Raw genomic sequence first — 21,457 nt, 5'->3', positions numbered from 1 at the left:
CGGATCATGACCACATCAGGACAAACCTGCAGCCTTTCGGACCGAACCTGCGTGCCTTGTTCCGGCGGTGTCCCGGCTTTGACGCGGGATGAGGCAGACAAGCACATGTCCGAGCTGTCCTCGGACTGGAAGCTGGATGCCGAGGCGAAAGAACTCAGCCGTCACTACACGTTCAAAGGGTTCGCCAAGGCGACCTATCTGGCCAACCTTTGCGCCTGGCTGGCCGATCAGCAGGGGCATCACCCGGATGTCAGCTTTGGTTGGGGCTATGTTGACGTCAGATTGACCACTCATGAAATCGGAGGCCTCAGCGAGAATGACTTCATCTGGGCCGCCAAACTGGACCAGCTGACCGCGTAAATCGGCAATTTCATCAGGAAAAACCCCGCAGTTTATTGACTCATGCTGCACCGGCACAATAGGAGGGGCCGGTCGGTCGCACAGGGCGACCGACGCTGTTTTCCCGATGGAGCAAATCTGATGTCTGAACTGCGTGAAACCGCGATGTCGTCCAAGGCCTGGCCTTTCGAAGAGGCGCGCCGGTTGCTCAAACGCTATCAGAAAGCGGCTCCGGATAAGGGGTATGTGCTTTTTGAGACCGGCTACGGCCCCTCGGGCCTGCCGCATATCGGCACCTTTGGCGAGGTCGCGCGGACCACGATGGTCAAGCGCGCGTTCGAGGCATTGTCGGACATCCCGACCAAGCTGATCTGTTTCTCGGACGATCTGGACGGGATGCGCAAGGTGCCAAGCAACGTGCCGAACCCGGAAAAGCTGCAGGGCTATCTGCAGTGCCCGCTGACCTCGGTACCCGATCCGTTCGGCGAGTACCCCAGCTTTGGCGAGTATAACAACACCATGCTGCGCCGGTTCCTCGATACCTTCGGGTTCGAGTATGAATTCTATTCGGCGCGCGACTTCTATCGCTCGGGTCAGTTCGACGAGATTCTGAAGCGCTCGGTTGAACGCTATGACGATATCATGGCCATTATGCTGAAAAGCCTGCGCGAAGAGCGTCAGCAGACCTATTCGATCTTCCTACCGATTCATCCTGAAACCGGTCGGGTGCTGTATGTCCCGATGAAGAAGGTTTGCGCCGAGACCTATACCGTCACCTTCGATGATGAGGACGGCAAGGAATGGACGTTGCCCGTCACCGGCGGCAACGTCAAACTGCAGTGGAAACCGGATTTCGGCGCGCGCTGGGCGGCGCTGGGCGTTGACTTTGAGATGTATGGCAAGGAACACGCGACCAACGAGAAAATCTATGACGCGATTTGCCGTGCGCTGGGCGGCCGAGCGCCGGAACATTTCTCGTATGAGCTGTTCCTGGATGAGAATGGTCAGAAAATCTCGAAATCGTCCGGCAATGGCGTGTCGATTGACGAGTGGCTGACTTACGCGCCGACCGAGTCGCTGGCCTATTTCATGTATCAAAAGCCCAAGACAGCCAAGCGGATGCATTTTGACGTGATCCCGAAAGCCTATGATGAATATCACCAGCAGTTGCGGGCCTATCCAGGTCAGGATCTGAAAGCGCAGTTGAATAATCCTGTCTGGCATATCCACGGCGGCAACGTTCCCGAGTCCACGCTGATGGTTCCGTTTGCGATGCTTCTGAACCTGGCCTCGGTTTCGGGTGCCGAGGACAAAGAGGCGCTGTGGGGCTTCATCCGCCGTTACGCGCCCGAAGCGACAGCGGAAAGCCATCCCGATCTGGATCAGGCGGCGGGCTTTGCCGTGCGTTACTTCAACGACTTCGTGAAACCGACCCGCAAACACCGCGCGCCGACCGACCAGGAACGCGAGGCGCTGGAGGCGTTGAAAGCCGCGCTCGAGGCTTATGATGGACCGGCTGAGGACGAAGCGTTGCAATCGGTGGTCTATTCCATCGGACGCGAGAGGTTCGACCCGATGCGTGGCTGGTTCACTGCGCTCTATGAGGTCCTGCTGGGGGCATCTCAAGGCCCGCGTTTCGGCGGTTTCATTGCACTCTACGGCGTGCCGGAAACCATCGCGCTGATCGACAAGGCACTGGCCGGCAAGCTGGTCTGATTTGACCTGTTACCGCGTGGGGCTACCCTCTGATCAGGAGGTGGCCCCATGCGTGGTCTATTACTTGCTGCATCCTTATGCGCCGGATTGACCTCGGGCGCGTTTGCCCAGAGTGCCGAGATCGAGGCCAATATCGCGGCGCAGATACAGGCCTTTAAGGCGGATGATTTCGCCACTGCTTTCACCTTTGCCAGCCCCAATATCCAACGCCTTTTCCAGACGCCCGAGAACTTTGGGGTGATGGTCAAACGCGGCTATCCGATGGTCTGGCGGCCTGCGGATGTGCGGTTTCTGGAGTTGCGCGAAGTCGCCGGTTCACTGTGGCAGAAGGTCATGATCACCGATGGCGCGGGCCGGGTGCATATCCTCGACTATCAGATGGTGCCGCTTGAAAATGGTTGGAAGATCAACGGCGTGCAGCTGCTGGGCAACTCTGATCCGGCAACCTGATGCAACACCACCGTTACGGTGACATGAGCGGTAGTTAATTCCTTTTCGGTACTCAGGTTTTTGCGTTCGGGGCGCGCGATCCCGGGCACTGGGTTTATGCGCGTGGCGGGTCGCTGCCAGCGCGATTGGGAAAGGGATTTCTATGAATAAGGCAATCACCGACGGCATCGTGTTCATGCCGCCTGCTTTCGCAAACGGTCTGAACGTATGGTCCAGCGGCGACGGCACACCGGGCTCGCCCACCTATGACGGGTCGGGCACCGGTGCGTATGTCCCGGCCGATGCGGATTTCGGCGGCTGCCTTGAGATTCTGAAGGTCAGCACCACGCAACGTCTGCGCTATATGGGCCAGACGCCGCTGTTGCCGGGGTGCTACCTGCAGATCAAGGCGCGGGTCAAAGCAATCAGCGGCCCGCTGCCCGAGGTGCGCATCGCCGGTTGGGCCGGCGGTGCCGGAGACGTGCAGGTCACCGGCGTGACCGAGCAGGGCCCGGCGACGCAGCTGTCGGGCTATGGCACGGTGCATGAGATCACCGCCATTGTCGGTACCGGCCAGCGCCCTGGCGTGGATATGCCCTGGGGTGTTCAGGCGCTGTACGGGCATTTCGGGCTGGATATCGATGGTGCGAACGGGGCTGTCATCCGGGTAGATGATATCGAGATCACGGATATCACCGGCGTGTTCCTGCGCAACCTTATCAGCCTTGTCGATGTGCGCGATTTCGGAGCTACCGGCGACGGCGTCGCGGACGACTCGGCGGCCTTCGAGGCGGCGGATCAGGCCGCAAACGGGCGTACGGTTTTCGTGCCCGAAGGTACCTATCTGCTGGCACAGAACACGTCGATGGCATCCGAGATCGACTTTGAAGGCACAGTCACGATGCCCGACGACAAGATGCTGCTGCTGACCAAGAATTTCGACCTGCCGACCTATATCAACGCCTTTGGCAATGAAACGCTGGCCTTCAAAAAGGCGTTTCAGGCACTGCTGAACAACTCGGACCATGAATCGCTTGATCTGGGGGGGCGGAAGATTTCGGTCAGTGAATCCATCGACATGGCCGCCGCGGTGCCGAACCGGCAAAGCGGTTTCTCGACACGCCGTGTGATCCGCAATGGCCAGTTCGACGTGCAAAGCAGTTCGGCCTGGGATACCGAGACGTTCACCTCGGTCGCGACCTATAACCCGAATGACCCCACCCGCCTGGTGAATGTGGCCAACGTGGCCAATATTCCGGTCGGTGCACTGGTGCAGGGCAGCGGGGTCGGGCGTGAAATCTATGTCCGCTCCAAGAACGAGGGGGCGGGTGAGATCACGCTGAACGCGCCGCTGTATGACGCGGCTGGCACGCAGACATTCACTTTCCAGTCCTTCAAATACCTGCTGGACTTCAGCGGTTTCAGCACGCTGCGCAAATTCGGGATGGAAGAAATCGAGTTCCAGTGCAACGGCCGCAGCAGCGGAATCCGGCTGGCCCCCTCGGGCAGCACCTTCGCAGTGGCGAACAGTTTCATCAGTCGCCCCAAGGACCGGGGCATCACGTCGATCGGAACAGGGTGTCAGGGTATGCTGATCGACAACTGCCAATTCCTGTCCACCGAGGAATCCTTCAACGTGGAGGACCGCAAATCGATCGCGCTGAACTCTACCGCCAATGACGTCAAACTGCGCCACAACCGGGCTGTGCGGTTCCGGCACTTTGCCGTTTTGGGCGGCACCAACAACATGGTCCTGGGCAATCACTTTTTCCAGGGCGACAGCATTCCACAGGGTGTTCGCAGCGCCGGTCTGGTCATGATCGGCACCTATAACAGCTCGACCATCTCAGGGAACTACGTTGATAATTGCTCGATCCAGTGGACCAACGAACGGGATGCAAATCCGGTCTACACTGCCGGGTATTCGTTCAGTTCGATGGCCATCACCGACAATATCTTCTACTCCAGCGAAGTTGCGTCCTGGTTCACCTATCTTGTCATTCGGCCCTATGGTGCGGGGCATTTCCTGAATGGTGTCATCGTGACCGGGAACAAGTTCCGTTCATCAAGTGGTAATATCGCCCGGGTGGAACGGGTGGACACCACCTATGCCGATCTGAACAAATACGCGCACCGGAATGTGACCTTCGAGAATAATACGTTTCATGGGGTGGATCAAAATGTGTCGAACCCCTTGCGGATCAGACATGCACAAGGTTCTGCGTCTCAGGCCTGGACCGTGCAGACCTCTGGTCAGCTGCCGTTCGGTGGTCTTGCCCGCAGCTGTGATGCGGTCACGGTTCTGGGACCTTTGAGAACCGCTTTTGGATCGCTGACCTTCGCCAACCCGTATGTCGAGCTGGAACAGGGCGCATCGAATGACGCGATAAACCTGCGTTGGCCCGATGCACTGAGCGGTGAGGTCTCCGCGACAGTGCGAATGGAGCGCTGATATTTCGACTGGCCGTCCTGTTGCGGGGCGGCCAGTTCGCGGCCTTCAAAACTCATTCCAAATCGCCAATTTCAACCCCGTATCGCTGCGCGCATCATTGCGTTCAAGGCCCAGCACCCACATGGCCGAACTATTCCTGGTTCGGATCATGACCGAGGGGCGGGCTCTCCAATACAACGAATGATCCGGGGTATAGGCTGTTTCAATCTGTATCAGCGGATTCAGCAGCCGGTCCCCGGACAGACCAGCGGTGATATCCAGTTTGCGGTATAGGGCATCATGCGTGCGCAGTTCCAAAGCGGTATCGATAGCCACCCAGCCATTCCCCCAACCCGTCTGGAACCCTCTGCCATAAGAGAGGGTCAGCTTGTACATCGCCCAGGCGTCCCGGTGCCGGTGATGGGCGCCCGCCCCGAACTCGGTTGCAAAACGTCCCCAATTTCCGAAATCGGCAACCGGAAGCCGCGCAAACATTAGCGCGTGGCCGTAAAGGTCTCGGTTCTCCTCGAAGTCCAGCCCGATTGTCAGGTTCGGTCTGTATCCGAATTCCGCGTAAAGACCGGTTTTATAGTCATAAGCGCCGCCGGGGTCCTTGAATGCGGTGACCGAGGTCGCGGTGAAGGCCGAGCCCTTTTCCCGCAGCCACGCCCCGGACCACGCCGGTGCCGCGGCAAGCAACAGAGACAAGAGAAGGGCGATCCGGCACATGCACGCAGAATCCGTCAGCATGGTTAACGGATGGTTAGTAATTTGTTCATTTTTTGAAAACCGACAAAGAAGTCTCGCCCGCAAAGGAAACAAGAGACCTTTGCTATTCCTGTGTTAAGCTTGTGAAACGATAAGGAGAATCCAGATGCCGAAGATTTCCAAGAGCGCGAGCGTCCAGACAGTTATCACCACCTTTGAAATGACGCCCGGCACCTGCCAGGATCTGCTGGAGGCGCTGACCGACGCCTATGCCGAGTTCATCTCGAAACAGCCGGGTTTCGTGTCGGCGGGGCTGCATGTGAACGATGCCCAGACGCGGATTGCCAATTATTCACAATGGCAACGCCGCGAGGATTTTCTGGCCATGCTGCGCACTCCGGAAATGCGCGATCGTAACCGCCAGATCAATGAGCTGTGCAAAAGCTTTGAGCCGGTGATGTATGACGTGGCCGAAACTTTTGGCAGTTCCTGATTTGGATCAAAGCCTTAACGCCTAGATCCGCACAAGCTGGGAGTAGAAAAGCGGAGGTGCGCGCCATGTATCGCAACATTCTTGTTCCCATTTCTTTCGATGCCGAACGGGATATTTCCGGCCCGTTGAAATTGGCCGGGATTTTGTCGGCACCGGACGCTCAGGTGACTTTGCTGCATGTGGTCGAGCACATCCCAAACTATGCAATCTCATACATGCCGCCGGAATACCTGGCCGAAGCCCGCAAGGCGATCCAGACCGAACTGGACGAGTTGGCAGCGAAATTGCCCAACGCGGTGGGCGTGGTGATCGAAGGGCATTCCGGGCGCACCATTCTGGACTGGGCGGAGTCCCATAAACCGGACCTGATCATCATGGCATCGCATCGGCCGGGGATGCAGGATCTTCTGCTGGGCTCAACTGCGAACCATGTGGTTCGCCACGCCGCTTGCGCGGTTCACGTGGTGCGCTGACCGGGCGCAAGATCGGCTTTGGCAAGGCGCCACGCCTTTCCAAAGCCACCGTTCAACAGGGCCTCGGAAATCTCGAAACAGACAAAGCCGAAATCGGTGAAATCAACATAGAGCTTCGCTTTGGGGCGCAGGGCCAGATACCGCGCGCGCAGGTGGCCGTGCTCTGCGCTGTCACGCACGACGAACCGGGCCTCGGCGTGCAGGGTTAAACGCGGGTGGGTCAGTGGATCACCGGTCTCGCCCGGTTCTCCGATCAGCAGCGCACAGGTCGGATTGGCGTGCAAAGCCCGCGTATGATCTGCCAGGGTCGAGATCAGGGTCACCAGACCGCCAGCCTCATCCGTTGCGAGTGAGATACGCGACACCGAAGGCCCCGCCTTACCCGGCTGCAAAGTGGCGAGGGCACCAAAGGTTGCACCCTCAATCAGGTCGCGGGCCAAACCGCGGGCCGTATCATCGACCGGACGAAAAGGGTTGGCTTCCGCCATGGCTTAAATGTCCCGGGGTGTTTGCATCGGTTCAAACATAGCTGCTTCACCCAGCCAGTGCGAGGCCTGTTGCCGGTTGTGCCCGGGCCTCGGTTTCGCCACAAATCCGGGTTAGGGGAAGGAAATGCCAGACAACACGCTCAAGCCCGAAACGGAACCGACAACCCCCAAGGTATCGAGGCGCCAGAAACGCGCGGACGCCTTGCGCAAACGCGCTTTGTCTCCGGTTCGGATATTGATCATGGTTCTCATGCTGCCATTGACGATCCTGAGTATCGTCGTGGCCGTTTACCTGCGCATATCCGACTTTGAGCGCGAACAGGCCCTGATCCATTTGATTGCCCTGGCGGGGTGTGACGCGGTTGAAACCGTCGTGCCGGGGCCGTTCTTGGCGGGAGGGCCGGGATACCACCCGCGCAACGATCCCGATGGAGATGGCGTTGCCTGCGAAACCATCGCGCCCACCCCGGTTTCCGGCGCAGTCCCGCAGCAGACCGGCACGCGCCCGTCGCGGACGGTCGGAACCGCCAAGTTCGTGCGGCCCTGATTGGCCCTTGCGCGGGTTCTGCGCGATTCACCGATGCTGTGTTAAACTGCGCCGGACGCGCCGCTTAGGGCCGTCTTTGGGGGATTTCGCCCTGAAAGGGAGGAAAGAAATGTTTGCACGTATTACTCAGTTCAAAATGAAGCCCGGCATGCGGGATGCCGCCGAGGCGAAAATGAATGAGCTTAAAGATCAGATTATGGGCATGAACGGGATGCACAGCTTTACCAATGCCATGAACGAGGACGGCACCGGATACGTTGTTGCAGTTGTCGAAAGCGAGGAGACATCGAACGCGAACGCGCCCAAAGTGGCCGAGTTGTGGGGGAATTTCGCAGAGTTTCTTGAAGGCCCGCCGTCCCCTGCCGGGTTTGACGTGGTCGTCCACTGGGATAAAGCCCTTTAAACGCTTGCATATTTCCGGGTGATCGCCGAGATTCAGGCGATGACCCGCGATGATTTCAACGCCTTTTGCGCCAGCCTCAAAGCCACCAGTCATGTGGTGCAATGGGGCAATGCGGATGTGTGGAAAGTGGGTGGCAAAGTCTTTGCGATCTGCGGCTGGAACGATGGCAAGGACGCCTTCACCTTCAAGGCCACCGATCTGGCGTTTGAGGTGCTGGGCGATGAGCCCGGCATCCGCCCAGCGCCCTATCTGGCGTCGCGCGGGATGAAATGGCTGCAGGTCTATGAAGAACGCGGCATGTCCGACGCCTCACTACGCGAACATATCATGACGTCTTATGATCTGGTTGTGGCCAAGCTGACAAAGAAGATGCGGGCCGAGTTGGGTGTTTAACCCTTCATCGCTTGCAGCAGCTCCAGCAGGCCTTTGCGGTCGTCATCATCGGCATAGTCTCCGCTCGCGAGACGCTGGGCGATGTTCAGGCGCAGGCGTTCGTGCTGAGTGCGGACCTCTTCGCCTGCGGTTTCCGCCAGGGTTTTCATGATCACCGCCACTGCCTGTTGCCGTTTGGTGGTGGGGTTGGCGATGTAATCCACAAGGCTCTGCTGGCCCGAGTCCAGAATATTTTCGGCCAGATCACGCAACTGCTCACCATTGGGCAGCAGCGGGGTGGGGGCGTCCTCGGGTGGCAGGATTTCCGGCACGCTGCGCGGGGTCTCGGCCAGCGCGTTTGCGCCATCGACAAAGGCCTCGGTGATCATCCGGGTGATCCTGATCGCGCGCGGGTCCTTGAACAGGGCCGAGGCGATGGCCACGCCGTAATCGGTATAGACCCAAGGATTGACCCGCCGCCCGCCGCGGCCTTTGGGTTTTGAGATCACATTCTGTGATTGCAAATCGGCGACCTCGGCATCGGTTAGCTGAAAGCGGTAGCCCTCGAACAGATCCTTGTTGCGCGAGACGGCCTGATTGAAGGCGCTGACGGATTTTCCATAGAACTGCGCCAGATCCTCGGCCAGCACCACGCGGGTGCCCCGCACCCGGTGAATGGCGCTTTGGACCACTTGTGCGCTGGGCAGTTTCTTAGGGTTCGTCATGGCAACCGTTTGGAATCACAATTTGTGATTTCAAAGGTGAAGGAGGGTGGCGCAGGGTGCAAGGTTGTAGTGTGGGTGGCCAGGCATCATCGCCCGCAACCGAGCAGGAATGATGGCATCTTCTGTCACTAAATCGGTTCAGACGAGTACAAGCATTCATCCGGTGCGCGCGCTTCCGAAAAGCTCAAACTTTGATGCAATACCCGAATATGCGCCCACATTTTTTTTAAAAGCTCATTTTATGATATTATAATGCTCCTCTTTTTTGGGAGATTGTTATGACCAATTTGATTACCCCAAATGTCGCCGCAGAACTCATTTCACACGAAGGTATAGTCAGAGAAGCCTACCGGGACTCTGTCGGGGTCTGGACCTGGAGTATTGGTATTACCTCCTCTTCGGGTCACAAAGTTTGGCCACGATACGTTGATAACCCGCAATCACTCAAAAGGTGTTTTGAGGTGTTTGAGTGGGTGGTGCGGAACAACTACTTGCCTGCCGTGCAACAAGCATTCGCCGGGCACACGCTGACCGAAGCGCAGCTGGGGGCGGCATTATCATTTCACTACAATACAGGTGGTATCAAAAAAGCGACCTGGGTCAAAAGATGGAAAGCCGGAGACGTTTCTGGTGCAAAAAAAGCAATCATGAACTGGAAGAAACCAGAGGAAATAATCCCTCGGCGCAAGAAAGAGCAGGCACTGTTTTTCGAAGGTGTCTGGTCCAATAACGGTACGGGAACCGAGTATAAAGTTCGAAAGCCATCGTATTTGCCAGACTGGTCCAGTGCCACCAGCGTTTCAACGAAAGCCATACTCGATGATCTCTTTGGTTAAGTCAGTGACCTTTCTTTCGCCGCTTCACATTCCCACCCCGCTGCCCCGGCCTGCCGGCCGTTGAACGTCCGCGTGATTTCACCGCATCTTCCGAGGCTTTCTCGACCGCCCATTGACGCGCCATAGGGTCGTCGGCGATGGCCAGATCGACCGCTTCCAGACGTTTGATCTCATCGCGGATGTTGGCGGCCTCTTCGAATTCCAGGTTTTCGGCGGCCTTGCGCATCTGGTCGCGCAACCCGTCCAGATGCGCCTCGAGGTTGGCGCCGTGCATCGGTTTGTCGATGGTGGCAGTGACGCGGTTCATGTCGACATCGCCTTCGTAGAGACCGGCCAGAACGTCCTCGACATTCTTTTTCACCGTCTCGGGGGTGATGCCGTGTTCCTCGTTATAGGCGAGCTGCTTGGCGCGGCGGCGGTTGGTTTCCTCCAGTGCGCGTTCCATGCTGCCGGTGATCTTGTCGGCATACATGATCACCCGGCCCTCCGCGTTGCGCGCGGCGCGGCCGATGGTCTGGATCAGTGAGGTTTCCGAGCGCAAAAAGCCCTCTTTATCCGCGTCCAGAATGGCGACCAGCCCGCATTCGGGGATGTCGAGGCCCTCGCGCAGCAGATTGATGCCGATCAGCACGTCGAAAGCGCCCAGCCGCAGGTCGCGCAGGATTTCGATGCGCTCCAGCGTGTCGATATCCGAGTGCATGTAGCGGACCTTGATGCCCTGTTCGTGCAGATATTCGGTCAGATCCTCAGCCATGCGTTTTGTCAGCGTCGTGACCAGCGTGCGATAGCCATTGGCGGTGACCTTGCGCACCTCGTCCAGCAGGTCGTCGACTTGCATGCTGACGGGGCGGATTTCGACCTCGGGGTCCAGCAGGCCGGTGGGGCGGATTACCTGTTCGGTGAAGACGCCGCCGGTCTGTTCGATCTCCCACTTGGCCGGGGTGGCCGAGACAAAGACGGATTGCGGGCGCATGGCGTCCCATTCCTCGAACTTCAGGGGGCGGTTGTCCATGCAGGAGGGCAGGCGGAACCCGTGTTCGGCCAGCGTGAACTTGCGGCGATAGTCGCCCCGGTACATGCCGCCGATCTGCGGCACGCTGACGTGGGATTCGTCGGCAAAAACGATGGCGTTGTCGGGGATGAATTCGAACAGGGTTGGCGGCGGCTCGCCCGGCGCGCGGCCGGTCAGATAGCGCGAATAGTTCTCGATCCCGTTGCAGACGCCGGTCGCCTCAAGCATTTCCAGATCGAAATTGGTGCGCTGTTCCAGACGTTGGGCTTCCAGCAGTTTGCCCTCACCCACCAGTTGATCCAGCCGGATGCGCAGTTCTTTTTTGATGCCGATGATCGCCTGTTGCATCGTTGGTTTCGGCGTCACGTAATGCGAGTTCGCATAGACGCGCACCTGCTCCATCGTGGCGGCGCGTTCGCCGGTCAGCGGGTCGAATTCGGTGATCTGCTCCAGTTCCTCACCGAAGAAGGACAGTTTCCACGCGCGGTCCTCAAGGTGCGCAGGCCAGATTTCCAGACTGTCGCCCCGTACCCGGAAGGACCCACGCTGAAACGCCTGATCGTTGCGGCGGTATTGCTGCGCGACCAGATCGGCCATCACCTGCCGCTGGTCGTATTCGCTGCCAACCTTCAAATCTTGCGTCATCGCCCCGTAGGTCTCGACCGAGCCGATACCATAGATGCACGAGACCGAGGCCACGATAATCACGTCATCGCGCTCCAACAGCGCCCGCGTGGCCGAGTGGCGCATCCGGTCGATCTGTTCGTTGATCTGGGATTCTTTCTCGATATAGGTGTCGCTGCGCGGCACATAGGCTTCGGGCTGGTAATAGTCGTAGTAGGATACGAAATACTCGACCGAGTTTTCGGGAAAGAAGCCTTTGAATTCTCCGTATAGCTGTGCCGCCAACGTCTTGTTGGGGGCCAGAATGATGGCGGGGCGCTGGGTTTCCTCGATCACCTTGGCCATGGTGAAGGTCTTGCCCGTCCCGGTCGCACCCAGCAGAACCTGATCGCGCTCGCCGTCCGACACGCCTCGGGCCAGTTCCTTGATCGCTGTTGGCTGGTCGCCTGCCGGGTTAAAGTCGGTATGCATCACGAATGCCTTGCCGCCTTCCAGTTTCAGGCGGGCGCGCACGTCTTCGGCGGTCAGCTGGGTCTTGTCGGAATGAGCGTAAGCCATCAGAGGAGATTCCTTTCGCGCCTGATTTTGGTCTGTTTTTGTTCTTGTTCAAGGGGGCATTTCCAACACTCGCAATTGCGACAATTGCGGACTTGTCCGCGCCGCGCGTATGGCGCATAAACACCCCCAGCCAAGCGAGTACGGAGAGGCGACATGCGCGCACGGATTTACCAGCCTGCAAGGAATGCGATGACTTCTGGGATGGCCAAGACCCGCAAGTGGGTTCTGGAATATGCCCCCGCATCATCGCGCGAGGTTGATCCGCTGATGGGCTGGACCTCGTCCAATGACACGCAGACCCAGGTGCGGCTGAAATTCGACACCAAGCAAGAGGCGCTGGATTACGCCAAAGACAACGGGATCGACGCTCTGGTCAGCGAACCGCACAAGCGCAAGCCCAACCTGCGCGCCCGTGGCTATGGCGAGAATTTCGCCACCGACCGGCGCGCGCCCTGGACCCACTGAATTGATCGACATCCGCGAGGCTGATCCGACCTCGGACGCGCTGCGCCCGGTGGTTGAGGCGCATTTTGCCCATAGCGAAACCGCTGGCCCCGCGGAAAGCAACCACACAATGGATGCCAAGGCGCTGGCCGGGCGCGGGATTCGGTTCTGGGCCATGTATGAAGCCGGTCAGCCAATTGGGTGTGGTGCGCTCAAGGCTTTGCCGGATGGCAGCGCCGAGGTGAAATCGGTGCATATTCTGGAGCAGGCGCGCGGGCGCGGTCTGGCGCGCAAGATGATGATCCATCTGGCGGATCTGGCCCGATCCGAGGGGGTTTCAGCCTTGGTTCTGGAAACCGGCGCAGCGCATCTGCCGGAATATGACGCGGCCCGAAAACTCTATGAGGCGCTGGGATATTCCTATTGCGGGCCGATCCACGGATATGCAGCCGACCCAAACAGCGCCTTCATGCGCTTGGGTCTTGAACCCCGCCCGTAAAAACCGCAAGAAGGGCGCAGCGGTCCCGTAGCTCAACTGGATAGAGCAGCTGACTTCTAATCAGCAGGTTGAGGGTTCGAGTCCTTCCGGGATCGCCAGTCATCTTTTTCACAGCCTCCCACGACTCTGCGTGATTATGCGTTGTGGCATCGTTGCCTTCAAAAAAATATTGCAACCGGTTGCAAAAAGAAACATTGTATCGGCAAATTGGAGATTCGGGAGAACCGTATGCTGAGAATCGGATTGCTTGGCGCCGGGCGCATTGGCCGGGTACATGCACAGGCCATTGCCGCGCATCCTCAAAGTCAGCTTTGCGCGGTTTCCGACGCGATTTCCGATGCGGCTGAAAGCCTTGCTGCAGAGCAGGGGGCAGCGGTCCGCGAGTCCCACGACATCATCGCCGACCCGTCTATCGATGCGGTGCTGATCGCGACGCCGACGGATACCCATTCTGACCTGATCGAGGCCGCCACGCAGGCCGGCAAGGCGGTTCTGTGCGAAAAACCCGTTGATCTCAGCCTTGAGCGCGCGCTGGCGTGTCAGACGGTCGCAGCGGAAACCGGCCAGCCGGTCATGGTCGGGTTCAACCGCCGGTTTGATCCCAGCTTTTCGACCCTAAAATCGGCCGCCGACAATGGTGAGGTCGGTACGACCGAGATGCTGTCGATCACCTCTTTCGACCCGGCCCCGCCGCCGATCAGCTATGTCAAGGTTTCCGGCGGTCTGTTCCGGGACATGATGATCCATGATTTCGACATGGCGAATTACCTGATGGGCCAGTTGCCTGAACGGATTATTGCCGTTGGCTCCTCGATCATCGACCCCGAGATTGGGCGTGCGGGGGATGTGGATACCGCTGTGGTCACAATGACTTATGCCGATGGCAAGATCGTGGTGATCAAGAACTCGCGGCGGGCGGTCTACGGCTATGACCAGCGGATCGAGATGCTGGGCTCTGGCGGGTTGCTGCAAGCCCACAACGTTCTGGAAAACGCCGTTGTTAAATCCACCGCCGATGGCGTAACCGGCGCCAAGCCGACCTATTTTTTCCTGGAACGCTACATGCCCGCCTATCGCGCGGAATGGGACGCGTTTGTTCAGGCCGTGCTGGCTGGATCATCGATGCCGGTGACGCTGGAGGATGGTGTTGCCGCGCTGGCAATGGCCGAGGCCGCGACCCGTTCGGCGCAGACCGGGCAACCGGTCGCAATGGCTGACGTTTTGAAACCGGTTGCAAAATGAGCTGATATCCGGAAACTGGAGCCAGCTCCGCCAAAGCCCGGAGCGGAAGAGATTCGGTCAATCCGAATGATTGGGGCTGACGCCCCGGCAAAAGACAGACTGTTTTTATGGGAGGAAACCAAATGAACAAGTTCGTTAAAGGTGCGCTGGCTGCCGGTGCTCTGGCCTTGGCCGCACCTGCATTTGCGCAGGAAATCGTGGTTGTGTCGCACGGTCAGGCGAACGACGCGTTCTGGAACGTCGTCAAGAACGGCGTCGAACAGGCGGGCAAGGATGTCGGCGTCAACGTGGAATACCGCGCGCCCGAAACTTTCGACATGGTGGCCATGTCGCAGCTGATCGACGCTGCCGTCAATCAGGAGCCTGACGGGCTGATCGTTTCGATCCCCGATGCGGATGCGCTTGGCCCGTCGATCGAACGCGCGGTTGCGGCTGGTATCCCGGTAATCTCGATCAACTCGGGCGCCGAAGTTGCCAAGGATCTGGGGGCTCTGCTGCATGTCGGACAGGATGAATACGACGCCGGCAAGGCCGCAGGCGAGGCGCTGGCCTCCATGGGCGGCAGCAACGCGATCTGTGTGAACCACGAAGTGGGCAACGTGTCGCTGGACCTGCGCTGCGAGGGCTTTGCCGAGGGCTTTGGCGGCAACGTCACCGTTCTGCCGACCTCGAACGACCCGTCCGAGATTGAATCGAAAGTGGCCGCCGCATTGGCAGCCGATGAAAGCGTCGACACTGTTATGGCTCTGGGTGCCAGCTCGGCCGGTGAGCCTGCTGTTGCAGCCGTCAAAGCCTCGGGCCGGGACGTGAATGTTGCCTCGTTCGACCTGTCGGCCAATTTCCTGCAGTCGGTTGTTGACGGTGATGCGGCCTTTGCCATCGACCAGCAGCAATACCTGCAGGGCTATCTGGCGGTGAACTTCATGGGTCTGCACGCCAAATACGGTCTGATGCCGGGTGGCGATGTTCCCTCGGGTCCGAACCTGGTGACTGCCGACAAGGCCGGTCAGGTGATCGAACTGTCGTCGCAGGGTATCCGCTAAGCGCCCCGGACAATGATAAAAGAAACGGCGCCCTGCGCGCCGTTTCCATCTAAATGGGAGAAGAACATGAGCCAGTCAGCGCCCGTCGCAGCCGACGAAAGGGTCAAGAGCGAACCGTTTCTGACCAAATTAATGAAACGCCCCGAGCTTGGCGCCATGGCCGGTGTCATTCTGGTGTTCATCTTCTTCGCGATTACCGCGGACAGCTCGATGTTCACCCTGGCGGGGGTGATGAACTTCATGACGCCTGCGGCCCAGTTAGGTATCCTGGCCATTGGCGCGGCGTTGCTGATGATTGGCGGAGAGTTTGACCTGTCGATTGGTTCGATGGTCGCCTTTTCCGGCCTGTTCTTCGGCGTCTGTGTGGTGACCTGGCAACTGCCGCTGATTGCCGCGATCCCGATGACATTTGTTTTTGCGGCCATGGTCGGCGCGATCAACGGCAATATCGTGATCCGCTCGGGCCTGCCGTCCTTTATCGTGACGCTGGCCTTTCTGTTCATTCTGCGGGGGCTGTCTCTGGTCGGGCTGAAAATGGCCACCGGAGGGTCGACCCAGCTGCGCGGTGTGCGTGACGCAACCGAAAATGACTGGCTGGCCCCGTTTTTCTCAGGCGAGGCCTTTGCCAGCCTGTTCGCCTGGCTGGCCGAGAAGGGCGTGATCGATACGTTCAAAAGCGGTGCGCCCAAAGTGCCGGGTATCCCGGTCGAAATCCTTTGGTTCATCGTGATGGCTCTGGCTGCGACCTATGTGCTGCTGCGCACCCCGGCGGGGAACTGGATTTTCGCGTCCGGCGGCGACAAGACTGCGGCGTCCAACTCGGGTGTTCCGGTGAACCGCGTCAAGGTTTCCCTGTTCATGCTGACGGCCTGCTGCGCCGCGCTGGTGGCAATCATCACCGTGATGGACGCGGGTTCGACCGATGCGCGCCGCGGCTTCCAGAAGGAATTCGAGGCGATCATCGCAGCCGTGATCGGGGGCTGTCTGCTGACTGGTGGCTATGGATCGGCTATCGGGGCGTTCTTCGGCTCGATCATCTTTGGCATGGTTGTCATCGGCCTGACCTATACCGACTTTGATCAGGACTGGTTCCAGGTCTTTCTGGGCGCCATGCTGCTGATCGCCGTTCTGTTCAACAACGCGATCCGTAAACGCGTAACCGGGGAGCGCTGATATGACCGAAGATACCAAGTTCCACCACGGCGATGCGACCGATTCGGCACCTATCGTTGAAATGAAAGACATCGAAAAGCACTTTGGCAACATCATCGCTTTGGCGGGTGTCAGCTTTGACGTTAAACCGGGGGAATGCCACTGCTTGCTGGGTGACAACGGTGCGGGCAAGTCGACCTTCATCAAGACTATGTCCGGGGTGCACAAACCCACCAAGGGCGAGATCTATTTTGAAGGCAAGCCGCTGCATTTCGACACCCCGCGCGATGCGATGGAGGCGGGGATTGCGACCGTTTTCCAAGATCTTGCGATGATCCCGCTGATGAGCGTGACGCGCAACTTTTTTATGGGACGCGAGCCGACCAAGGGGAAAGGGTTGCTGAAACGCTTTGACGTGGACACCGCCAACGACGTCTGCATGGAAGAGATGCGCAAGATGGGCATCAACCTGCGGGGGCCGGATCAGGCCGTCGGCACGCTTTCCGGTGGCGAACGGCAGACCGTTGCGATTGCGCGCGCGGTTTATTTCGGGGCCAAAATTCTGATCCTGGACGAACCAACCTCGGCTTTGGGCGTGCGCCAAACGTCGAATGTTCTGGCGACCATTGACCGAGTGCGCAGCCAGGGCGTGGGCGTTGTCTTCATCAGCCACAACGTGCGCCATGCACTGGCGGTGGGCGATCGGTTTACCGTACTGAACCGGGGCAAAACTCTGGGTACGGCGAAACGCGGTGAGATCACGCCCGAGGAACTGCAGGACCTTATGGCCGGCGGTCAGGAAATGGCCGAGCTGGAAGGCTCGCTGGGTGGAACGGTTTAACACCGTTCTCCCTTTCTCGGGTCCGGGTGACCCAACCTAACGAAATTGCGAATTTGGCCAAAACGGCCTTGTGTTGAAAGGCATCACAATGGGCAAAACAGTCCGACTGACCGCAGCGCAAGCTTTGGTGCGCTATCTGGGCGCGCAGATGAACGAGGCCGGAGAGCCTTTCATCGCAGGGGTTTGGGCTATTTTCGGCCATGGCAACGTGGCCGGGCTGGGTGAGGCGCTGCACGCCGTCAAAGACAGCCTGCCCACCTATCGCGGTCACAATGAACAGACTATGGCGCATTGTGCGATTGCCTATTCCAAGCAGATGCGCCGCACGCGGACCATGGCCGTAACGTCTTCCATCGGTCCGGGGGCCACAAATATGGTCACGGCGGCGGCGCTGGCGCATGTGAACCGCCTGCCGGTTCTGTTCCTGCCAGGTGATGTGTTTGCGACCCGCGGTCCCGACCCGGTGTTGCAGCAGATCGAGACTTTCGGCGATGGCACGCTCAGCGCAAATGATTGCTTCAAGCCGGTCAGCCGGTACTTTGACCGCATTTCCCGGCCCGAACACCTGCTGACTGCCTTGCCGCGCGCCTTCCGCACGATGACCGATCCGGCAGATTGCGGACCGGTGACGCTGGCCTTCTGTCAGGACGTGCAGGCCGAGGCCTATGACTATCCCGAAAGCTTCTTTGAACCGCGCGTCTGGTATCAGCGCCGTATCCGCCCGGATGAGGGCGAGCTGGCCCGCGCGGTGGCCGCGATCAAGGCGGCCAAGCGTCCGGTCATCGTCGCCGGGGGCGGGGTGCATTATTCGGGCGCAACCGATGCGCTGCAGAGCTTTGTCGAAACGCACAACATCCCCATAACCGAGACGCAGGCCGGAAAGTCCGCGCTGTCTTGGGATCATCCGCTGAACCTTGGTCCCATCGGCGTCACCGGCGGCGAACCCGCCAACGACGTCTGCGGCGAGGCCGATCTGGTGCTGGGCGTCGGTACGCGCTTTCAGGATTTCACCACCGGCTCATGGGGTCTGTTCTCGAACCCCGAGCGTGAGATGATCAGCCTGAACACCGCCGCCTATGACGCCGAGAAACACGGCGCCATGCCGCTGCAAGCCGATGCCCGCGTTGGTCTTGAGGAGCTGGGGACTGCCCTGCAGGGATATCGCGCCGATCCGGTGGCCGGCACGCTGAAGGCCAACTGGTTCGGCAATGTCGACACGCTGACCGATGCACCGGGCGATGGCAATGCGCTGCCCACCGACATGCAGGTGATCGGCGCGGTGCAGCGCGCCTCGCATGACGATACGGTTGTGATGTGCGCGGCGGGCACCATGCCCGGTGAGCTGCATAAGCTGTGGAAAGCGCCGCGCCCCGGAGCCTATCACATGGAATACGGATTCAGCTGCATGGGGTATGAGATCGCGGGCGCCATGGGCATCAAGATGGCCCAGCCGGATCGCGACGTGATCTGCTTTACCGGCGACGGCACCTATATGATGGCGAATTCGGAAATGGCCTCGGCGGCGATGATGGGGATTTCCTTCACCGTCGTGATCACCGACAACCGCGGCTTTGGCTGCATCAACCGCCTGCAGATGGGCACCGGTGGGGCCGAGTTCAACAACCTGCTGGACCACGCGGTTCACGAAACGCCCTCGGCCATCGACTTCGCAGCCCATGCGGCGGCGATGGGGGCAACCTCGGTCAAGGTCAGCTCGATTGCCGAGCTTGAAGATGCTCTGGCCAAGCGTGGCGACATCAAGGGGCCGTACGTCGTAGTCATCGATACCGATCCCTATCCGTCCACCGAATTTGGCGGCACCTGGTGGGAAGTGGCCGTGCCCGAGGTCAGCATCCGCCCCGAAGTGAATGAAAAACGCGCGGCCTATGAGGTTGCACTCAAGGAAAGAAACACCAAATGAGCGTGAAAATCGGCATCTCGCCCATTGCCTGGCAGAATGACGACCTTCCGGACCTGACGGCGGCCTATTCCATGGAGCAGGCGCTGAAAGAGGCGCGCGAGATCGGCTATACCGGCGTCGAACGCGGCCAGCGGATGCCCAGCGATACCGAAGGTCTGCGCGCTTATCTGGACGGCAACGATATCGCGCTCTGTGGCGGCTGGTGCTCGGGCAATACGCTGGTCAACGACTTTGCGACCGAGCGTGAGGCCGTGCGCGAGCAGGTCGAACAGTTCGCGGCGCTGAACAGCCCCTGCATCGTCTATGCCGAATGCTCCAACACCGTGCAGGGCCAGATCGGCACGCCGGTCAACGATCGCCCCAAGCTGTCGAAGGATGAGGTTCTGGCTTACGCGGCCAAGCTCACCGAACTGGCGAAATGGATGACCGATCAGGGTATGCCGATGGCCTACCACCACCACATGGGCACGATCATCGAAAGCGAGGATGACGTGAACTGGCTGATGGAGGGGTCGGGCCCCGAGGTGCAGCTGTGTTTCGACACCGGCCACCTGCTGTTCGGTGGAGGTGACGTGATGGCGACCCTGAACCGCTGGGGTGACCGGGTACATCACGTGCATTTCAAGGATATCCGCCCGGCTATCGTGCAGCACACGCGCGAAAACAATCGCAGTTTCCTTGATGCGGTGATCGCTGGCGCCTTTACCGTGCCCAGCGATGGTTGCATCGATTTTCAGGCGGTCGCAAATGCGCTCAAGGCCATGGATTACGAGGGCTGGATCGTGGTCGAGGCTGAACAGGACCCGGCCAAGGCACCGCCCTACGAATACTCCAAGATGGGTTACGACCATATCGTCGATGTCTGCGGACGATCAGGATTGGAGATCACAGCGTAACGCACCGCGCAAAGGCGCAACGCCAAGAAACCATGAGAAAGGAGAACATCATGGTGCATCAAGACCTTGGATATGTCGGCTATTTCGACCGTGAATCCTGCGATCTGGATGAATTCAAGGTGTTGACCTCTCAGAACCTTTTAGCCGATGCGGTGCCCCATGCCGTGTCAGTTGAAAAGAATGTTCCGATCTATGACATGCAAGCTCTGCGCTCGGTGCTTGAGCAGGCGGACAAGCGTCAGGCCTTGCTGGCGGAATGGGGCTGGGTTTTGAGCAAGTCCGCTGGGGTGATTGCCCTGAAAGGGGCCTATTCGGATACTTCGGTGATCGACCGGGCCACCGAGGTGTTCCGGCAGATCATTGACGAAGAACGTCAAAGCGGTGCGGGGGAGGGCGATCACTTTGCTTCCTCGGGTGCGAATGACCGGATTTGGAATGCACTGCAAAAGCAGTGCCTGCGCGACCCCGAAGGCTTTGCGCTGTATTTCGGGAACACAGCGATTGCAGCCGCCTGCGAGGCGTGGCTGGGACCCAACTATCAGATGACCGCGCAGGTCAATCAGGTGCGTCCGGGGGGTAAGGCCCAACAGGCGCACAGGGACTATCATCTTGGATTCCAATGCGCCGACAGCGCCGCCCGGTATCCCGCCCATGCCCATCACCTAACCGCCGCATTGACCCTGCAGGGGGCAGTTGCCCATTGCGATATACCGGTTGAGAGCGGGGCGACCAAGCTGTTGCCTTTTTCGCAGCTTTATCTGCCGGGGTATCTGGCCTTTCACGACGACGCGCATCGGGACCATTTCGAGGGCGCCTACATCCAGCTGCCGCTGTCCAAGGGTGATGCCGTATTCTTCAACCCGGCGCTGTTCCACGCTGCGGGCGAAAACCGCAGCGCCGATATCGACCGGATGGCGAATCTGCTGCAAATCTCGTCGGCCTTCGGGCGTGCAATGGAAGCAGTGGATCGCCGTGCCATGTCGCAGAGCGTGCTCCCCCACCTGATTGCGCTGAAACAGCGCGGCGACCTGACCCAGTCAGAACTGGATGCGGCAATTGCAGCCACGGCCGAGGGTTATCCTTTTCCAACCAATCTCGATACTGACCCTCCGGTCGGGGGCAATGCGCCAGAAAGTCAGGCCGATTTCCTGCGTCGGGCGGTCTCGGAAGGCTGGACCGGGGCACAACTTGCTGATGCGCTCTCGGCGCTACAGGTAAGGCAAGCTGCTTGAACAAACAAAGGGGTGCGCCATTAGCCCCCATCA

23 protein-coding genes and 1 tRNA gene are annotated in these 21,457 nt (G+C 59.3%); 20 read left to right on the top strand and 4 right to left on the bottom strand.

Features of this window, described 5'->3' with window-relative positions; genetic code table 11:
- The first annotated feature begins 6 nt into the window (after window positions 1-6).
- The 4 genes from ACOQFT_RS06555 to ACOQFT_RS06540 all read left to right on the top strand — a co-directional run bounded on the left by ACOQFT_RS06555 (window position 7) and on the right by ACOQFT_RS06540 (window position 4,936).
- A complete protein-coding gene (locus tag ACOQFT_RS06555; RefSeq protein ID WP_421597152.1) occupies window positions 7-360 on the top strand; it encodes a 4a-hydroxytetrahydrobiopterin dehydratase in 354 nt (117 codons plus the stop codon).
- A 120-nt stretch (window positions 361-480) separates the two neighbouring features.
- Window positions 481-2,055 carry a lysine--tRNA ligase gene (locus tag ACOQFT_RS06550; RefSeq protein ID WP_421597151.1) on the top strand — a complete coding sequence of 525 codons (1,575 nt, stop codon included), beginning with the start codon at window positions 481-483 and terminating at the stop codon, window positions 2,053-2,055.
- 48 nt (window positions 2,056-2,103) lie between these two features.
- Window positions 2,104-2,505, top strand: coding sequence for a DUF4864 domain-containing protein (locus tag ACOQFT_RS06545; RefSeq protein ID WP_421597150.1), 402 nt, complete (start codon window positions 2,104-2,106; stop codon window positions 2,503-2,505).
- Between the two features lie 142 nt (window positions 2,506-2,647).
- Window positions 2,648-4,936 (top strand): glycosyl hydrolase family 28-related protein, encoded by a 2,289-nt coding sequence (locus ACOQFT_RS06540; RefSeq protein ID WP_421597149.1) that lies wholly within the window; start codon window positions 2,648-2,650, stop codon window positions 4,934-4,936.
- Window positions 4,937-4,981: 45 nt separating this feature from the next.
- Here ACOQFT_RS06540 and ACOQFT_RS06535 read toward each other — a convergent pair whose 3' ends face one another.
- Window positions 4,982-5,644 carry a hypothetical protein gene (locus ACOQFT_RS06535; RefSeq protein WP_421597148.1) on the bottom strand — a complete coding sequence of 221 codons (663 nt, stop codon included), beginning with the start codon at window positions 5,642-5,644 and terminating at the stop codon, window positions 4,982-4,984.
- A gap of 145 nt (window positions 5,645-5,789) precedes the next feature.
- Between ACOQFT_RS06535 and ACOQFT_RS06530 the strand changes: the two genes are divergently transcribed.
- Window positions 5,790-6,116 carry an antibiotic biosynthesis monooxygenase family protein gene (locus tag ACOQFT_RS06530; RefSeq protein ID WP_421597147.1) on the top strand — a complete coding sequence of 109 codons (327 nt, stop codon included), beginning with the start codon at window positions 5,790-5,792 and terminating at the stop codon, window positions 6,114-6,116.
- 65 nt (window positions 6,117-6,181) lie between these two features.
- On the top strand, window positions 6,182-6,589 hold the full coding sequence (locus ACOQFT_RS06525; RefSeq protein WP_421597146.1) for a universal stress protein: 408 nt from the start codon (window positions 6,182-6,184) through the stop codon (window positions 6,587-6,589).
- Here the strand turns inward: ACOQFT_RS06525 and ACOQFT_RS06520 are convergent.
- The gene (locus tag ACOQFT_RS06520) at window positions 6,574-7,077 is read right to left on the bottom strand and encodes a HugZ family protein (RefSeq protein WP_421597145.1); all 504 of its coding nucleotides are present in this window, start codon (window positions 7,075-7,077) and stop codon (window positions 6,574-6,576) included. The two genes, ACOQFT_RS06525 and ACOQFT_RS06520, sit on opposite strands and share 16 nt — an antisense overlap.
- Window positions 7,078-7,201: 124 nt before the next feature.
- Here ACOQFT_RS06520 and ACOQFT_RS06515 point away from each other — a divergent pair, with 124 nt between their 5' ends.
- The 3 genes from ACOQFT_RS06515 to ACOQFT_RS06505 all read left to right on the top strand — a co-directional run bounded on the left by ACOQFT_RS06515 (window position 7,202) and on the right by ACOQFT_RS06505 (window position 8,420).
- Entirely contained in the window at window positions 7,202-7,624 is a 423-nt protein-coding gene (locus tag ACOQFT_RS06515; RefSeq protein ID WP_421597144.1) for an excalibur calcium-binding domain-containing protein, read from the top strand.
- Between the two features lie 109 nt (window positions 7,625-7,733).
- Window positions 7,734-8,027: a hypothetical protein gene (locus tag ACOQFT_RS06510; protein WP_170445934.1), complete on the top strand. Its 294-nt coding sequence runs from the start codon at window positions 7,734-7,736 to the stop codon at window positions 8,025-8,027.
- Between the two features lie 39 nt (window positions 8,028-8,066).
- Window positions 8,067-8,420 carry an MmcQ/YjbR family DNA-binding protein gene (locus tag ACOQFT_RS06505; protein ID WP_421597143.1) on the top strand — a complete coding sequence of 118 codons (354 nt, stop codon included), beginning with the start codon at window positions 8,067-8,069 and terminating at the stop codon, window positions 8,418-8,420.
- Here the strand turns inward: ACOQFT_RS06505 and ACOQFT_RS06500 are convergent.
- The gene (locus ACOQFT_RS06500; RefSeq protein ID WP_421597142.1) at window positions 8,417-9,124 is read right to left on the bottom strand and encodes an ORF6N domain-containing protein; all 708 of its coding nucleotides are present in this window, start codon (window positions 9,122-9,124) and stop codon (window positions 8,417-8,419) included. The genes ACOQFT_RS06505 and ACOQFT_RS06500 overlap by 4 nt on opposite strands.
- A gap of 278 nt (window positions 9,125-9,402) precedes the next feature.
- Between ACOQFT_RS06500 and ACOQFT_RS06495 the strand changes: the two genes are divergently transcribed.
- Window positions 9,403-9,960: a lysozyme gene (locus tag ACOQFT_RS06495; protein WP_421597141.1), complete on the top strand. Its 558-nt coding sequence runs from the start codon at window positions 9,403-9,405 to the stop codon at window positions 9,958-9,960.
- Between the two features lies 1 nt (window position 9,961).
- On the opposite strand, the gene uvrB is transcribed toward ACOQFT_RS06495, so the two are convergent.
- Window positions 9,962-12,154, bottom strand: a complete 2,193-nt coding sequence (uvrB, locus tag ACOQFT_RS06490; RefSeq protein ID WP_421597140.1) for an excinuclease ABC subunit UvrB — start codon at window positions 12,152-12,154, stop codon at window positions 9,962-9,964.
- Between the two features lie 153 nt (window positions 12,155-12,307).
- Here uvrB and ACOQFT_RS06485 point away from each other — a divergent pair, with 153 nt between their 5' ends.
- The 10 genes from ACOQFT_RS06485 to ACOQFT_RS06440 all read left to right on the top strand — a co-directional run bounded on the left by ACOQFT_RS06485 (window position 12,308) and on the right by ACOQFT_RS06440 (window position 21,424).
- Window positions 12,308-12,619: an ETC complex I subunit gene (locus tag ACOQFT_RS06485; RefSeq protein ID WP_421597139.1), complete on the top strand. Its 312-nt coding sequence runs from the start codon at window positions 12,308-12,310 to the stop codon at window positions 12,617-12,619.
- A gap of 1 nt (window position 12,620) precedes the next feature.
- Window positions 12,621-13,097: a GNAT family N-acetyltransferase gene (locus ACOQFT_RS06480; RefSeq protein ID WP_421597138.1), complete on the top strand. Its 477-nt coding sequence runs from the start codon at window positions 12,621-12,623 to the stop codon at window positions 13,095-13,097.
- 21 nt (window positions 13,098-13,118) lie between these two features.
- Window positions 13,119-13,195: transfer RNA gene (locus ACOQFT_RS06475), tRNA-Arg, on the top strand.
- Window positions 13,196-13,325: 130 nt separating this feature from the next.
- Window positions 13,326-14,339, top strand: coding sequence for an inositol 2-dehydrogenase (gene iolG / locus ACOQFT_RS06470; RefSeq protein WP_421597137.1), 1,014 nt, complete (start codon window positions 13,326-13,328; stop codon window positions 14,337-14,339).
- 122 nt (window positions 14,340-14,461) lie between these two features.
- Window positions 14,462-15,382, top strand: coding sequence for a sugar ABC transporter substrate-binding protein (locus ACOQFT_RS06465; protein WP_421597136.1), 921 nt, complete (start codon window positions 14,462-14,464; stop codon window positions 15,380-15,382).
- Window positions 15,383-15,448: 66 nt separating this feature from the next.
- Entirely contained in the window at window positions 15,449-16,555 is a 1,107-nt protein-coding gene (locus tag ACOQFT_RS06460) for an ABC transporter permease (protein ID WP_421597135.1), read from the top strand.
- Between the two features lies 1 nt (window position 16,556).
- Entirely contained in the window at window positions 16,557-17,375 is an 819-nt protein-coding gene (locus ACOQFT_RS06455) for an ATP-binding cassette domain-containing protein (RefSeq protein ID WP_421597134.1), read from the top strand.
- 88 nt (window positions 17,376-17,463) lie between these two features.
- Entirely contained in the window at window positions 17,464-19,296 is a 1,833-nt protein-coding gene (iolD, locus tag ACOQFT_RS06450; protein WP_421597133.1) for a 3D-(3,5/4)-trihydroxycyclohexane-1,2-dione acylhydrolase (decyclizing), read from the top strand.
- Window positions 19,293-20,192 carry a myo-inosose-2 dehydratase gene (iolE, locus tag ACOQFT_RS06445; protein WP_421597132.1) on the top strand — a complete coding sequence of 300 codons (900 nt, stop codon included), beginning with the start codon at window positions 19,293-19,295 and terminating at the stop codon, window positions 20,190-20,192. The genes iolD and iolE overlap by 4 nt, the downstream gene beginning before the upstream one ends.
- A 50-nt stretch (window positions 20,193-20,242) precedes the next feature.
- Window positions 20,243-21,424 (top strand): phytanoyl-CoA dioxygenase family protein, encoded by a 1,182-nt coding sequence (locus ACOQFT_RS06440; protein WP_421597131.1) that lies wholly within the window; start codon window positions 20,243-20,245, stop codon window positions 21,422-21,424.
- Window positions 21,425-21,457 lie beyond the last annotated feature (33 nt).

The organism is Ruegeria sp. MALMAid1280 (genome assembly GCF_049195285.1).
Lineage (GTDB): Bacteria > Pseudomonadota > Alphaproteobacteria > Rhodobacterales > Rhodobacteraceae > Ruegeria.
The sequence above is the reverse complement of the archived record's forward strand: the minus strand, read 5'-3'. Positions and strand labels throughout refer to the sequence as shown.